This is a genomic window from Mycobacterium sp. NGS40, assembly GCF_059812735.1.
The window spans coordinates 124,046-137,958 of record NZ_JCALDG010000016.1; the positions used below are offsets into that span (position 1 = coordinate 124,046).

General features: G+C 67.0%; 14 protein-coding genes and 1 pseudogene. 13 read left to right on the top strand and 2 right to left on the bottom strand.

Translation table 11 applies throughout. The features are described from left to right. The first annotated feature begins 291 nt into the window (after positions 1–291). The gene (locus tag AC5Y5O_RS22810) at positions 292–663 is read left to right on the top strand and encodes a WhiB family transcriptional regulator (RefSeq protein WP_341477073.1); all 372 of its coding nucleotides are present in this window, start codon (positions 292–294) and stop codon (positions 661–663) included. A gap of 18 nt (positions 664–681) precedes the next feature. On the opposite strand, the gene AC5Y5O_RS22815 is transcribed toward AC5Y5O_RS22810, so the two are convergent. Continuing rightward, positions 682–1,104: a metallopeptidase family protein gene (locus AC5Y5O_RS22815; RefSeq protein WP_500027617.1), complete on the bottom strand. Its 423-nt coding sequence runs from the start codon at positions 1,102–1,104 to the stop codon at positions 682–684. A gap of 173 nt (positions 1,105–1,277) precedes the next feature. Here AC5Y5O_RS22815 and AC5Y5O_RS22820 point away from each other — a divergent pair, with 173 nt between their 5' ends. From AC5Y5O_RS22820 to manA, 4 genes are all read left to right on the top strand, one after another. Next, positions 1,278–1,760, top strand: coding sequence for a DUF3499 domain-containing protein (locus AC5Y5O_RS22820; protein WP_207768472.1), 483 nt, complete (start codon positions 1,278–1,280; stop codon positions 1,758–1,760). A 67-nt stretch (positions 1,761–1,827) separates the two neighbouring features. Beyond that, complete coding sequence (locus AC5Y5O_RS22825) at positions 1,828–3,225, top strand: phosphomannomutase/phosphoglucomutase (RefSeq protein WP_500027576.1); 1,398 nt, start codon at positions 1,828–1,830, stop codon at positions 3,223–3,225. Further along, positions 3,222–4,334, top strand: coding sequence for a TobH protein (locus tag AC5Y5O_RS22830; RefSeq protein WP_096285258.1), 1,113 nt, complete (start codon positions 3,222–3,224; stop codon positions 4,332–4,334). Before AC5Y5O_RS22825 ends, AC5Y5O_RS22830 begins: the two co-directional genes overlap by 4 nt. 8 nt (positions 4,335–4,342) lie before the next feature. Next, positions 4,343–5,569, top strand: coding sequence for a mannose-6-phosphate isomerase, class I (gene manA, locus AC5Y5O_RS22835; protein ID WP_096285260.1), 1,227 nt, complete (start codon positions 4,343–4,345; stop codon positions 5,567–5,569). On the opposite strand, the pseudogene AC5Y5O_RS22840 reads toward manA, so the two are convergent. Then, a pseudogene (locus AC5Y5O_RS22840) lies at positions 5,547–6,946 on the bottom strand (FAD-dependent oxidoreductase). The gene manA and the pseudogene AC5Y5O_RS22840 sit on opposite strands and share 23 nt — an antisense overlap. A 95-nt stretch (positions 6,947–7,041) precedes the next feature. Here AC5Y5O_RS22840 and AC5Y5O_RS22845 point away from each other — a divergent pair. The 8 genes from AC5Y5O_RS22845 to mtrA all read left to right on the top strand — a co-directional run bounded on the left by AC5Y5O_RS22845 (position 7,042) and on the right by mtrA (position 13,870). Then, positions 7,042–8,517, top strand: coding sequence for an amino acid permease (locus AC5Y5O_RS22845; RefSeq protein WP_096285262.1), 1,476 nt, complete (start codon positions 7,042–7,044; stop codon positions 8,515–8,517). A 102-nt stretch (positions 8,518–8,619) separates the two neighbouring features. Then, positions 8,620–9,867 carry an alkane 1-monooxygenase gene (locus AC5Y5O_RS22850; protein WP_096285264.1) on the top strand — a complete coding sequence of 416 codons (1,248 nt, stop codon included), beginning with the start codon at positions 8,620–8,622 and terminating at the stop codon, positions 9,865–9,867. Beyond that, positions 9,864–10,037 carry a rubredoxin gene (locus AC5Y5O_RS22855; protein ID WP_096285266.1) on the top strand — a complete coding sequence of 58 codons (174 nt, stop codon included), beginning with the start codon at positions 9,864–9,866 and terminating at the stop codon, positions 10,035–10,037. The genes AC5Y5O_RS22850 and AC5Y5O_RS22855 overlap by 4 nt, the downstream gene beginning before the upstream one ends. Beyond that, positions 10,034–10,216, top strand: a complete 183-nt coding sequence (locus tag AC5Y5O_RS22860) for a rubredoxin (protein ID WP_500027580.1) — start codon at positions 10,034–10,036, stop codon at positions 10,214–10,216. The genes AC5Y5O_RS22855 and AC5Y5O_RS22860 overlap by 4 nt, the downstream gene beginning before the upstream one ends. 17 nt (positions 10,217–10,233) lie before the next feature. Then, positions 10,234–10,839, top strand: a complete 606-nt coding sequence (gene alkX, locus AC5Y5O_RS22865; protein WP_423790860.1) for a TetR family transcriptional regulator AlkX — start codon at positions 10,234–10,236, stop codon at positions 10,837–10,839. Between the two features lie 85 nt (positions 10,840–10,924). Beyond that, on the top strand, positions 10,925–12,382 hold the full coding sequence (gene ahcY, locus AC5Y5O_RS22870) for an adenosylhomocysteinase (RefSeq protein WP_096285272.1): 1,458 nt from the start codon (positions 10,925–10,927) through the stop codon (positions 12,380–12,382). Positions 12,383–12,470: 88 nt separating this feature from the next. Next, complete coding sequence (locus AC5Y5O_RS22875; protein ID WP_096285274.1) at positions 12,471–13,103, top strand: dTMP kinase; 633 nt, start codon at positions 12,471–12,473, stop codon at positions 13,101–13,103. A gap of 80 nt (positions 13,104–13,183) precedes the next feature. After that, complete coding sequence (gene mtrA, locus AC5Y5O_RS22880) at positions 13,184–13,870, top strand: two-component system response regulator MtrA (RefSeq protein ID WP_007168097.1); 687 nt, start codon at positions 13,184–13,186, stop codon at positions 13,868–13,870. Positions 13,871–13,913 lie beyond the last annotated feature (43 nt).

The following is a 13,913-nucleotide window of genomic DNA, read 5'->3' on the forward strand; positions in this document are numbered from 1 at the left end:
ACCGGACGACAGTACCGGCCGGGAACTTTGGCGAGCGTTTGTGATGGACACGCCGAAGGGCCGAAATAACGGAAACGCCGGAAATTGATCACGAGATGGTATGGAAATACGCCGAAACGCTTGACCGGGCAGGTTAACCCGTGTCTAATCACATCAGTGTCATTTCCCGGTTGGCCGGCCGGTTCCGGTGTCGCAGACCGAGATTCGATCACTTGTTCGAATTGTCTGTTACATCAGAACAGCGGGACACAACCACTCTCTCAAAGACCAAGCTGAGGAGGCGTACGACGCATGTCTTACGAGCACCTATGGGGCGTCATGCCAAGCACTGAGCGCGCCACGATCAGCTCCGCGCCGGCGCCGATTACCCGACCGCACTTGACCGTGGTCCCCGATGCGCCAATCGCATTCGAGCCCGAGCCACTGCCGGAGCCCGAACTGACTCCGGACCAATGGCAGGACCGCGCGCTGTGCGCGCAGACCGACCCGGAGGCCTTCTTCCCGGAGAAGGGCGGATCGACTCGCGAAGCCAAGAAGATCTGCCTGGGTTGCGAGGTACGTCATGAATGCCTGGAGTACGCGCTGGCACACGACGAGCGCTTCGGCATCTGGGGCGGCCTGTCCGAACGTGAGCGACGCCGCCTCAAACGCGGCATCATCTGACCGACGAACCCGCCTGGGTTATTCGTCGTCGATCGTCGGGTCGATGACGGTCGGTTCGACGTCGAGGTAGATGGCCACCTGCGCCACCAGAATCTCGTGCAGTAATTCGCCAAGTTCGACGGTGTCTTTGGCGCGTCGTTCGATGGGCTTGCGGAACAGGACAATTCGCGCTCGCGTCGAGTTTCCTCGAACGTCGACCCCGGCGGGGATCAAGCGGGCCAGCGCGATCGGCCCGTCGGCGACGACCTCGGGCGGCCATTGCACGCTGTCCGGATCCTTGGCGGCGATGCGTGGAATTTCGTCGACCGCCACGTCGAGTTCCAACACTCGTGATTGCCAGCGCCGCTCGATGGGTTCGTAGGCCTCGAGCACCGCCATGTCGAATCGCTCGGCCCGGCTGCGCCAACCCGGCACCGTGGGCGGCAGCAAAGGACCGCGCATATCGCGCCCGCGCCGAGTTGCCCGGTGCCCCGGCGTTCGGCCCGACGGCCGTCCGTTGCGCGGGAAACTGCGCGAATCACCCACGCGCCGATGGTAACGGTTGGACATCGTGGCCCGAACGGATGCGCGTGTCCGGCGCTTCGGCGGCGTTTGCGCACGATAGCCTTTCCGACGTGAACGTTCCCCGTCGCTGCTGCCGGCCAGGGTGCCCGCATTACGCCGTGGCGACCTTGACGTTCGTCTACTCGGACTCGACGGCAGTGGTGGGCCCGCTGGCGACCGCGCGCGAGCCGCATTCGTGGGACCTGTGCGTCGGCCACGCCGGCCGCATCACGGCCCCCCGCGGATGGGACCTCGTGCGCCACGCCGGGCCGCTGAATTCGGAGCCCACGAATCCCGATGAAGACGACCTGGTCGCGCTTGCCGACGCCGTCCGCGAACGCGGTGCGGGCAAGGCGTCCCTGCCGCACGCGGGCGGCACCAGCATGCCGTTGAACGGATTTCCCCCGCAAGCGGGAGGTACCCCCACATCTGCGCATCTGCACCACACCGGAGCCCAGGCCACCGCGCCCAGCAGCCATCTGCTCGCGCAGCCGGAAAAACGGTCAGGTCGCCGCCGCGGGCATCTGCGAGTGTTGCCCGATCCGTCCGACTAGGGGACCGCTGGGGCCGATAGGCTGACGCCAAGAGGCAAATCAATCCACGGCGTCAAGGAGGCCCCGCATGTCTCGGCCCGCCGCGACTGTCCACCGTGTCATCAAGGCATATGACATCCGTGGGCTGGTCGGCGAAGAGATCGACGAGTCGCTGGTTGCCGATGTCGGGGCTGCGTTCGCCGCGCTGATGCGCGGCGAGGGCGCGCAACGCGTGGTGATCGGACACGACATGCGCGATAGCTCGCCGTCGCTCGCCGCTGCCTTCGCGGCGGGAGTGACCAACCAGGGCCTGGACGTGGTGCGGATCGGGTTGGCCTCGACCGACCAGCTGTATTTCGCCTCGGGTTCGCTCGATTGCCCCGGCGCGATGTTCACCGCCAGCCACAACCCCGCCGCCTACAACGGCATCAAGCTCTGCCGGGCCGGCGCCAAACCCGTCGGTGCGGACACCGGGCTCAAAGTGATCACCGAAGACCTGATCGCCGGAGTCGGCGGCTACGACGGGAAACCGGGGTCGGTCACCGATCGCGATGTGCTCTCGGACTACGGCGAGTTCCTGCGGTCGCTGGTGGCGACGTCCGGGTTGCGGCCGTTGCGGGTGGCGGTCGACGCCGGCAACGGCATGGCCGGTCACACCGCGCCGGCAGTGCTCGGCCCGATCGACTCGATCACGTTGTTGCCGTTGTACTTCGAGCTCGACGGGTCGTTTCCCAACCACGAGGCCAACCCGCTCGACCCGGCCAACCTGCTGGATCTGCAGTTTCACGTCCGCGAAACCGGCGCCGACATCGGGTTGGCTTTCGACGGTGACGCCGACCGGTGCTTCGTGGTCGACGAGCGCGGGATGCCGGTCTCTCCGTCGACGGTGACGAGCCTGGTGGCCGCGCGCGAGCTCGGCCGCGAAATCGGCGCCACCGTCATCCACAATCTGATCACGTCGCGGGCGGTGCCCGAGCTGGTCGTCGAGCGCGGCGGTACACCGTTGCGCTCGCGCGTCGGGCACTCCTATATCAAGGCGCTGATGGCCGAAACCGGTGCGATCTTCGGTGGCGAGCATTCCGCGCACTATTACTTCCGTGACTTCTGGGGCGCCGACTCGGGGATGCTGGCCGCGCTGTATGTACTGGCCGCTCTCGGTGAGCAGGACCGTCCGCTGTCCGAGCTGACCGCGGACTACCAGCGCTACGAGTCGTCCGGTGAGATCAATTTCAAGGTGGCCGACGCCGCCCAGTGCGTGGACGCCGTGTTGAAGTCGCTCGGCAGCCGGATCCACTCCATCGACCACATGGACGGGGTGACGGTGGATTTGGGCGACGGCAGCTGGTTCAACCTGCGCACCTCCAACACCGAGCCGCTGCTGCGGCTGAATGCGGAGGGCCGCACCACCGAGGACGTAGCAGCGATGGTCGCCGAGATCAGCGCCGAAATCGCCGGACAGGTGCAGCGCAATGAGGGTGTGCCGTGAACGCCACCCGGGCGATCGATCTCGAAGACACCGACGGCCTGATCGCCGCCGACCGGCAGGGCCTGTTGCGGTCCGCCTCGTCGGCCGGTGCGCAGGTGCGCGCCATCGCCGCCGCGGTCGAGGAAGGCGAGCTGGACTCGCTGCGCACCGGCGACCGGCCACGCAGCGTGATCTGGGTGGCCGGGCGGGGCACCGCCGAGACGGCCGGCGCGATGCTGGCCGCGACGCAGGGCGGCGCGGCGTCCGCGCCGATCGCGATCGTCGACGAGGCGCCGCCGTGGATAGGCCCGCTCGACGTGCTGATCGTCGCCGGCGACGACCCCGGCGACCCGGCCCTGGTCGGAGCCGCCGCGACCGGGGTGCGCCGCGGTGCGCGGGTTGCCGTCGTCGCGCCGTACGAAGGTCCGCTGCGCGACTCCACCGCCGGGCGCGTCGCGGCGCTGGCGCCGCGGCTGTGGTTTCCCGACGAGTTCGGCCTGTGCCGCTACCTGGCCGCCGGCTTGGCGACGCTGCAAACCGTGGACCCCCGGCTGGACATCGATCTGCCGGCGCTCGCCGACGAACTGGACGCCGAAGCGCTGCGCAACAGTGCGAGCCGCGACCTGTTCACCAACCCGGCCAAGACCATCGCCGCCCGCTTGTCGCACCACCCGGTGGCGCTGGCGGGTGACTGTCTCGCGACGCTGGCCCTGGCGCGGCACGGCAGTTCGCAGCTGCTGCGGATCGCGCACCAGGTGGTCGCCGCCACCGGGCTGGCCGATGCGGTGGTGGCGCTGCGTGAGCCCGTCCATGTCGGTGATGGCGCGGCGCCGCTGGATGCGCTCTTTCACGACGAACAAATCGACGGGCCGCTGCCCGAGCGGATGCGGGTGCTGGCGTTCACGCTGGCCGGTGACCGGACCGTGGTGGCCGCCCGGGTGGCCGGGCTGGACGAGGTCTACCTGATCGCGGCCCACGACGTGCCCGAAGCACCCGGCGGCCTGGGCGGGTCCGGCGGCCTGGTCGCAGCGGTGGCGCCAGGAGGCGCGACCCGGCCCGAACAGCAACTGGCAGTATTGGCCGTTCGGCTGGAGATGGCCGCCGTTTACTTGCGACTGGTGCGGGGATAGATAGAAAAGTGGAACTGCTTCGCGGGGCTGTACGGACGTACGCGTGGGGATCGCGCACGGCGCTGGCCGAATTCACGGGGCGTCCGGTGCCCGCGGCTCACCCCGAGGCGGAACTCTGGTTCGGCGCGCATCCGGGGGATCCGGCCTACCTGGAGACCGAGCGGGGTGAGCTGTCCCTGTTGGAGGCGGTGACCGCTGATCCGGAGGGACAGCTCGGCTCCGCGTCGCGCGAACGGTTCGGCGACGTGCTGCCGTTCCTGGTCAAGGTGCTCGCCGCCGACGAACCGCTGTCGCTGCAGGCGCATCCGAGTGCCGAACAGGCGATCGAGGGTTACCTGCGTGAGGAGAAGTTGGGCATCCCGGTGGCCTCGCCGGTCCGCAACTACCGCGACACGTCGCACAAGCCCGAATTGCTGGTAGCTCTGCACTCATTCGAGGCGCTCGCCGGATTTCGTCAGGCTTCGGCCAGCATCGAGTTGCTGCGGGCGCTGGCCGTCACGGACCTCGACCCCTACATCGAACTGCTGAACGACCAGTCCGACGCCGACGGTCTGCGCGCGCTGTTCACCACCTGGATCACCGCGCCGCAGCCCGACATCGATGTGCTGGTGTCCGCGGTGATCGACGGCGCCATTCAGTACGTCAGTTCCGGCGCAACGGAATTCGCGGCTGAGGCCAAAACGGTGCTCGAACTCGGCGAACGCTACCCCGGGGACGCCGGAGTGCTGGCGTCGTTGTTGCTCAACCGGATCAGCCTCGCCGCGGGCGATGCGCTCTATATCCCGGCCGGCAACCTGCACACCTATCTGCGCGGGTTCGCGATCGAGGTAATGGCCAACTCCGACAACGTGTTACGCGGCGGCCTGACACCCAAACACGTCGACGTGCCCGAGTTGCTGCGGGTGCTGGACTTCGCACCGACCGCCGAGGCGCAGCTGCGGCCGCATGTGCATCGAGAGGGCCTTGGGCTTATCTACGACACCCCGGCCGACGAGTTCGCCGTGGCGCTGCTGACCCTGGAGGGCGAACACCTCGGCCACGAAGTCGACGCATCACCACACCATGACGGTCCGCAGATCCTGTTGTGCGCCGAGGGTTCCGCGGTCGTGCACGGAAAGTCCGGATCGTTGTCGCTGGAGCGCGGGATGGCGGCGTGGGTCGCCGCCGACGACGGACCGGTGGGGCTGGTCGCCCACCAGCCCGCCAAGTTGTTCAGGGCGACCGTAGGTTTGTGACGGCCCGACCCTTGGCGGCCTGACGCGCCTCGCGGCGCTCGCGCAGCCACAGCCGCAGGTTGTGCGCGATGGTCCGGCCGACGATCCGCGGCGGCGGAACCATATAGAGACTGTCGAGCAGCGAGAATCGGCGCAAAAACCATTCGGCGAGAACGGGTTCGGTCTCGGCGGCTCCGAGGAATTGGTCGAACAGCGCTCCCGACGGCCGCCACCACCAGGGGACCGGGGCACTGGTGCCGGCGTGGTGAAAAGCGAAGTCGCCGATCGCGTTCATCGTCCACACCGGATAGGTCGTCTTGGCGGTCGCCCGGTTGAGCTCGCCGGCCAGGTCTTCATCCGCGGTTCGCAAGGCCCGCCGCAGATGACCCGCCTGCAGCGACGTCATCGTCATGCCCTGCCCGAAGGTGGGATTGAAGCTGGCCACGGCGTCGCCGAACGGGATGATGCCGGCCGGGAAGCGGTCCAGCTTGTCATAGCGGCGCCATCTGCTGGCCGGGAAGGCGTGAAATGCCGGTGTGCCAACGGGTTTGGCCGCGGTGAGCGCGTCGGTGAAGTGCGCCGGGAGCAGCTTGATGGCCAGCGCGACCATTTCCGGGAACGTCGTCGGCGGCTTCTCGCCGGCCACGCCGAAGGTGGTCAGCACCCAGGTGCCGTCCTCGTAGCACAGCATGCCCATGCCCAACGACTGGTCGTGGGAGGCGCCGGCCACCACCACCTTCTCCGGGATCAGTCCGTCCGGGATGCGGAACTGGTGGCTGGCGTAGTTGATGCCGATGTCCAGGCTCTGCTCGATGGGCCGCTGATACCCCCACTGTGTCAACCACACCGGCAGCCGAGTGCCCCGACCCGCTGCATCGACCACCAGGTCGGCGCGCACGAATTCCGGCTCGCCGCCGACCTCGTCCTTGGGGGGGTCCTGGGGTCCAGCACCACACCGGTCACCCGCTGCCGCGCCGGGTCGAACCGTGGCTCGGCGACGGATCGGCGCACGATCGTGACGTTGTCGATGTCGCGGACGCGGCTGCGCAACTGCCACTCGAGATGCGGCCGGCTGGGCACGTAGGCGGTGAATTCGTCGCGCAGCGTGTGGCCCGTCCCGAGGACATGGCCCGCCGCACCCAGGTGGATGCAGTCCGGGCGGTTTTCCAGCATCGGCACACCCGCGGCCACCATGTCCTTGAGCAGGCCCGGGAACAAGGAGTCGAGTTCGCTCGCTCCGCGCGCCATCAGCAGATGCAGATGCCGGTCCTGAGGAATCGTGGCGCGATTTGCCGGGGTGTTCGGTAGTTCGTCGCGCTCATAGACGCTGACCTGCGAATACCGGTCAGCAAGCACTCGGGCGGCGCACAAACCCGCGATGCTCGCGCCTATCACTATTGCGTGGTCTCGCGTGGTTGCGCAGTCCGGCATCCGGGGGGAGTACCCAGTACTGTGCGGTCCAATGACTTCTGACGTTAACGAGAGGCAGGCAAATGTCCAACCGATGGCGTACTAAGTCAGTCGAACAGTCCATCGAGGACACCGACGAGCCGGCCACTCGACTCCGCAAAGTCCTCACCTGGTGGGACCTGATGGTCTTCGGCGTCGCCGTGGTGATCGGCGCCGGCATCTTCACGGTCACCGCATCGACCGCCGGTGATATCACCGGACCCGCGATTTGGATCTCGTTCCTGATCGCCGCGGCCACCTGCGCGCTGGCGGCGCTGTGCTACGCCGAATTCGCCTCGACGCTGCCCGTCGCGGGCAGCGCGTACACCTTCTCCTATGCCACCTTCGGCGAGTTCCTGGCGTGGATCATCGGCTGGAATCTGTTGCTGGAGTTGGCAATTGGTGCCGCCGTGGTGTCCAAGGGCTGGTCCAGTTATCTCGGCACCGTTTTCGGATTCGGCGGTGGCACCGTCAACGTAGGGTCGGTCGACATCGACTGGGGTGCGCTGCTGATCGTCGCGGTGGTGGCGACCCTGGTCGCGTCGGGCACCAAAGTGTCGTCCCGGGTTTCGGCGGTGATCACCGCCATCAAGGTGTCGGTGGTCATCTTCGTCGTGCTGGTCGGCCTCTTCTACATCAAGGGCTCCAACTACTCGCCGTTCATCCCCAAGCCGGAAAGCGGGCACGAGGCGAGCGGCATCAACCAGTCGGTGCTGTCGCTGCTCACCGGGGCGCACAGCAGCCACTACGGTTGGTACGGGGTGCTCGCCGGGGCTTCGATCGTGTTCTTCGCCTTCATCGGCTTCGACATCGTCGCGACGATGGCCGAGGAGACCAAACAGCCGCAGCGCGACGTGCCGCGCGGGATTCTGGCGTCGCTGGCCGTCGTCACTGTTCTGTATGTCGCCGTCTCGGTCGTGTTGTCCGGCATGGTTTCCTACACCCAGCTCAAGACCGTCCCCGGCGGCAAGCCGGCAAACCTGGCCACCGCATTCACTGCGAACGGGATCGGGTGGGCGAGCAAGATCATCGCCATCGGGGCTCTGGCCGGGTTGACCACCGTCGTGATGGTGCTGGTGCTCGGGCAGTGCCGGGTCCTGTTCGCGATGGCGCGCGACGGCTTGGTGCCGCGGTCGCTGGCCAAGACCGGCTCGCGCGGGACGCCGGTCCGGATCACCGTGCTGGTCGCACTGGTGGTCGCGGCGACGGCGTCGGTCTTCCCGACCAGCAAGCTTGAGGAGATGGTCAACGTCGGGACGCTGTTCGCGTTCGTCCTGGTCTCCGCCGGGGTCATCGTTCTGCGCCGCACCCGCCCCGATCTGGAGCGAGGGTTCCGCGCGCCGTGGGTGCCACTGTTGCCGATCGCCTCGATCTGCGCGTGTATCTGGCTGATGCTCAACCTCACCGCCCTGACCTGGGTCCGGTTCGGCGTGTGGTTAGTGGTGGGAACCGCGATCTATCTCGGCTACGGATACCGCCACTCCATCCAGGGCCGTAGGCAGGCCGTCCGGCAGACGTAAAGCCACCTGCTTTACAAATCATTATCCTTTGTCTAGACAGAGGACGTGTGGCGAGGTATTGTCCAATCTCAACGTGGTGTGACTCACAAGGAGGTTTGGCATATGACCACACAGATCCATGCGCCCCAGCCAGAGCGCCAGGAACTCGGCGCCACCGAGTGGCGCGACAAGAAGCGCTACCTGTGGCTGATGGGCCTGATCCCGCCGACGGCGTTGTTCGTGATGCTGCCGATCGTCTGGGGACTGAACCAACTCGGCTGGCACGGCGCCGCCCAGGTGCCGATGTGGATCGGGCCGATCCTGCTCTACATCCTGTTGCCGATCCTGGACCTGCGGTTCGGGCCCGACGGGCAGAACCCGCCCGACGAGGTGATGGAGCGGCTGGAGAACGACAAGTACTACCGCTACTGCACCTACATCTACATCCCGTTCCAGTACCTCAGCGTCGTGATGGGCGCCTACCTGTTCACCGCGTCGGACCTGGGATGGCTGGGCTTCGAAGGCGGCCTGGGGTGGGTCGGCAAGATCGGCGTCGCACTGTCGGTCGGCGTGCTCGGCGGCGTCGGCATCAACACCGCGCACGAGATGGGGCATAAGAAGGACTCACTGGAGCGCTGGCTGTCCAAGATCACCCTGGCGCAGACCGCTTACGGCCACTTCTACATCGAGCACAACCGCGGTCACCACGTGCGCGTCTCCACGCCGGAGGACCCGGCGTCGGCCCGCTTCGGCGAGACCTTCTGGGAGTTCCTGCCCCGCAGCGTGTTCGGCAGCCTGCGCTCATCGGTTCATCTCGAGGCACAGCGCATCCGCCGGCTCGGCCGCAGCCCCTGGGACCCCCGGACGTATGCGTCCAACGATGTGATCAACGCCTGGGCGATGTCGGTGGTGTTGTTCGGCGCGCTGATCGCGGTCTTTGGCGCCGGCGTGATCCCGTTCATCGTCATCCAGGCGGTCTTCGGCTTCTCGCTGCTGGAAACCGTCAACTACCTGGAGCACTACGGACTGTTGCGGCAGCGCAACGCCAACGGCCGCTACGAGCGGTGCGCGCCGGTGCACAGCTGGAACTCCGACCACATCGTCACCAACTTGTTCCTCTACCATCTGCAGCGGCACAGCGATCACCACGCCAACCCGACCCGGCGGTATCAGACGTTGCGCAGCATGGCGGACGCGCCCAACCTGCCGAGCGGATACGCGTCGATGATCGCGCTGACGTACGTCCCGCCGGTCTGGCGCAAGGTGATGGACCACCGGGTGCTGGCGCATTACGACGGTGACATCACCAAGGTCAACGTTCACCCGCGGATGCGCGACAAGCTGCTGGCCAAATACGGGGTGCCGGCATGACGGCCTACCGCTGCCCGGGCTGCGACTACATCTACGACGAAACCAAAGGCGCTCCGCGGGAAGGCTTCCGGCCGGGCACGCCGTTCAGTGAGATTCCCGACGACTGGTGCTGCCCCGATTGTGCGGTGCTCGAGAAGGTCGACTTCGAAAAAATAGGAGTGAACCAATGACCGACTACAAGCTTTTTGTCTGCGTGCAGTGCGGATTCGAGTACGACGAGGCCAAGGGCTGGCCGGAAGACGGCATCGCCCCGGGCACCCGGTGGGACGAGATTCCGGACGACTGGAGCTGCCCGGATTGCGGCGCGGCCAAATCCGACTTCGAGATGGTGGAGGTCGCGCGTCCGTGAGCACTATTGTCGCGCCTGTGAAGCGGATTCCTTATGCCGAGGCGTCGCGCGATCTGCTGCGCAACTCGGTGTTGGACGCGATGCGCGACTTGCTGCTGACCCGAGACTGGTCCGCGATCACGCTGTCCGACGTGGCCCGCGGCGCCGGGATCAGCCGGCAGACCATCTACAACGAGTTCGGCTCGCGGCAGGGCCTGGCGCAGGGATACGCCCTGCGCCTGGCCGACCGCCTGGTCGACGCCGTCCACGCGGCGATCGACGCCAACGTCGGCCGCATCTACGAGGCGTTCCTGGAGGGCTTCCGCGCATTCTTCGCCGAATCGGCGGCCGACCCGCTGGTGACCTCCTTGCTGACCGGCGTCGCGAAGCCCGACCTGCTGCAGATCATCACCACCGACAGCGGTCCGATCATCACCCGGGCGGCGGACCGGTTGACCCTGGCCTTCACCCATAGCTGGGTGGCGACCAGTGACGAGGACGCTGGTGTGCTGGCGCGCGCCATCGTGCGGCTGGCGCTCAGTTACGTCTCGATGCCGCCGGAGGCCGATCACGATGTTGCGCAGGACCTCGCCCGGTTGATGACGCCTTTTGCCGAGCGTCACGGCGTCATCAACATCCCCTGACCTGGCCGCCTTTCGGCGGCCTACTACAGTGGCGGACGAGCCTATACCCAAGCTAACTAAATCCACTTTGAGGAACAGACACGCCATGACTCTGACGCCCGACGTTGTAAACGGCATCGATTTCAAGATCGCCGATCTGTCGCTCGCGGAATTCGGCCGCAAAGAGCTTGACCTGGCCGAATACGAGATGCCCGGCCTGATGTCGCTGCGTCGCGAGTACGCCGAGGTGCAGCCGCTGAAGGGTGCGCGCATTTCCGGCTCGTTGCACATGACCGTGCAGACCGCGGTGCTGATCGAGACGCTGACCTCGCTGGGCGCCGAGGTTCGCTGGGCCTCCTGCAACATCTTCTCCACCCAGGACCACGCCGCAGCCGCGGTCGTCGTCGGCCCGCACGGCACCCCGGAGGAGCCCAAGGGTGTGCCGGTGTTCGCCTGGAAGGGCGAGTCGCTCGAGGAGTACTGGTGGTGTGCCGAGCAGATGCTCACCTGGCCCGGCGAGCCGGCCAACATGATCCTGGACGACGGCGGCGACGCCACCATGCTGGTGCTGCGCGGCGCTCAGTACGAGAAGGCCGGCGTGGTACCGCCTGCCGAAGAGGACGACTCCGCGGAGTGGAAGGTCTTCCTGAACCTGCTGCGCACCCGGTTCGAGACCGACAAGGGCAAGTGGACCAAGATCGCCGAGTCGGTCAAGGGTGTCACCGAGGAGACCACCACCGGCGTGCTGCGTCTCTACCAGTTCGCGGCGGCCGGCGACCTGGCCTTCCCGGCGATCAACGTCAACGACTCGGTCACCAAGTCCAAGTTCGACAACAAGTACGGCACCCGGCACTCGCTGCTCGACGGCATCAACCGTGGCACCGACGCGCTGATCGGCGGCAAGAACGTGCTGATCTGCGGCTTCGGCGACGTGGGTAAGGGCTGCGCCGAGGCCGCCAAGGGCCAGGGTGCGCGGGTGTCGGTCACCGAGATCGACCCGATCAACGCCCTGCAGGCACTGATGGAGGGCTACGACGTGGTGACCGTCGAGGACGCCATCGCCGACGCCGACATCGTCGTGACCGCGACCGGCAACAAGGACATCATCTCGCTGGACCACATGAAGGCGATGAAGGACCACGCCATCCTGGGCAACATCGGCCACTTCGACAACGAGATCGACATGGCCGCGCTGGAGCGCTCCGGGGCGCACAAGCTGAACATCAAGCCGCAGGTCGACCTGTGGACGTTCAAGGACTCCGGCAAGGCGATCATCGTGCTGTCCGAGGGCCGGCTGCTGAACCTCGGTAACGCCACCGGGCACCCGTCGTTCGTGATGAGCAACAGCTTCGCCAACCAGACGATCGCGCAGATCGAGCTGTGGACGAAGAACGACGAGTACGACAACGAGGTCTACCGGCTGCCCAAGCACCTCGACGAGAAGGTGGCCCGCATCCACGTCGAGGCACTCGGCGGTCAACTGACCAAGCTGACCAAGGACCAGGCGGAGTACCTGGGTGTCGACGTCGAGGGCCCGTTCAAGCCGGACCACTACCGCTACTGAGCCGTTTCCCCCTCGCCGAGTGTCACGCCAGCGTGACGTTGGACGCCGAGCGTCACGCGAGCGTGACGCCCGCGGCGCTGGATAGCGCGTGCTGATCGCGATCGAGGGTGTCGACGGCTCCGGCAAGCGGACGCTGACCGACGGCCTGCGCAGGGCCTTCGAAGCCGCCGGCAAGTCGGTGGCCACGATGGCCTTCCCGCGGTACGGCCAGTCGGTGACCGCCGACGTCGCGGCCGAGGCGCTGCACGGCGAGCACGGTGACCTCGCGACGTCGGTCTACGCGATGGCGATGCTGTTCGCACTGGACCGTGCCGGCGCGGTCGACGACATCGAGGAGCTGCGTCGCGGCCACGACGTGCTGATTCTCGACCGCTACGTCGCCTCCAACGCGGCCTACAGCGCCGCGCGCCTGCACCAGGACGCCTCCGGAGACGCGGCGTCCTGGGTCTACGCGCTGGAATTCCAGCGGCTCGGGCTGCCCGCGCCGGACTGGCAGGTGCTGCTCAACGTGTCGACCGAGCTGGCCGGACAGCGGGCTCGCAGCCGGGCCGAGAGCGATCCCGGCCGGGCGCGCGACAGCTACGAGCGCGACGACGGGCTGCAGCAGCGCACCGGCGAGGTGTACGCCGGGCTGGCCGACGCGGGCTGGGGCGGGCGGTGGCTGGTGGTCGACGCGGACGTCGATCCGGCGCGCCTGGCGGCCGATTTGGCCGTCAATTAGCACAAATTTGTCACGATTTGCCCGTATCGAAGGCGAAACGCCCGTGTGGCGCCCGAGTTTTGTCCCGATCTGGTGACACCATGGACTCCATGAGGCAAAGGATTTTGGTCGTCGACGACGACGCTTCGCTCGCGGAGATGCTGACCATCGTTCTTCGTGGGGAGGGCTTCGACACTGCGGTCATCGGTGATGGCACGCAGGCTCTGACCGCGGTGCGCGAGCTGCGGCCCGACCTGGTGCTGCTTGACCTGATGTTGCCCGGTATGAACGGCATCGACGTGTGCCGGGTGCTGCGCGCCGATTCCGGCGTTCCGATTGTGATGCTGACTGCCAAGACCGACACCGTGGATGTGGTGCTCGGCCTGGAGTCGGGCGCCGACGACTACATCATGAAGCCGTTCAAGCCCAAGGAGCTGGTGGCCCGGGTGCGGGCGCGGCTGCGGCGCAACGACGACGAGCCGGCCGAGATGCTCTCGATCGCCGACGTCGAGATCGACGTGCCGGCCCACAAGGTCACCCGCAACGGCGAGCAGATCTCGCTGACCCCGCTGGAGTTCGACCTGCTGGTCGCGCTGGCACGCAAACCGCGCCAGGTGTTTACTCGTGATGTACTGCTCGAACAGGTGTGGGGCTACCGGCACCCGGCGGACACCCGCTTGGTGAACGTGCACGTCCAGCGACTGCGGGCCAAGGTCGAGAAGGACCCCGAGAACCCGACTGTGGTGTTGACCGTTCGAGGAGTGGGTTACAAGGCCGGACCTCCGTGATCCGCGCCGGCGACGATGCAGAGCGCAGCGATGCTGAGGAGCG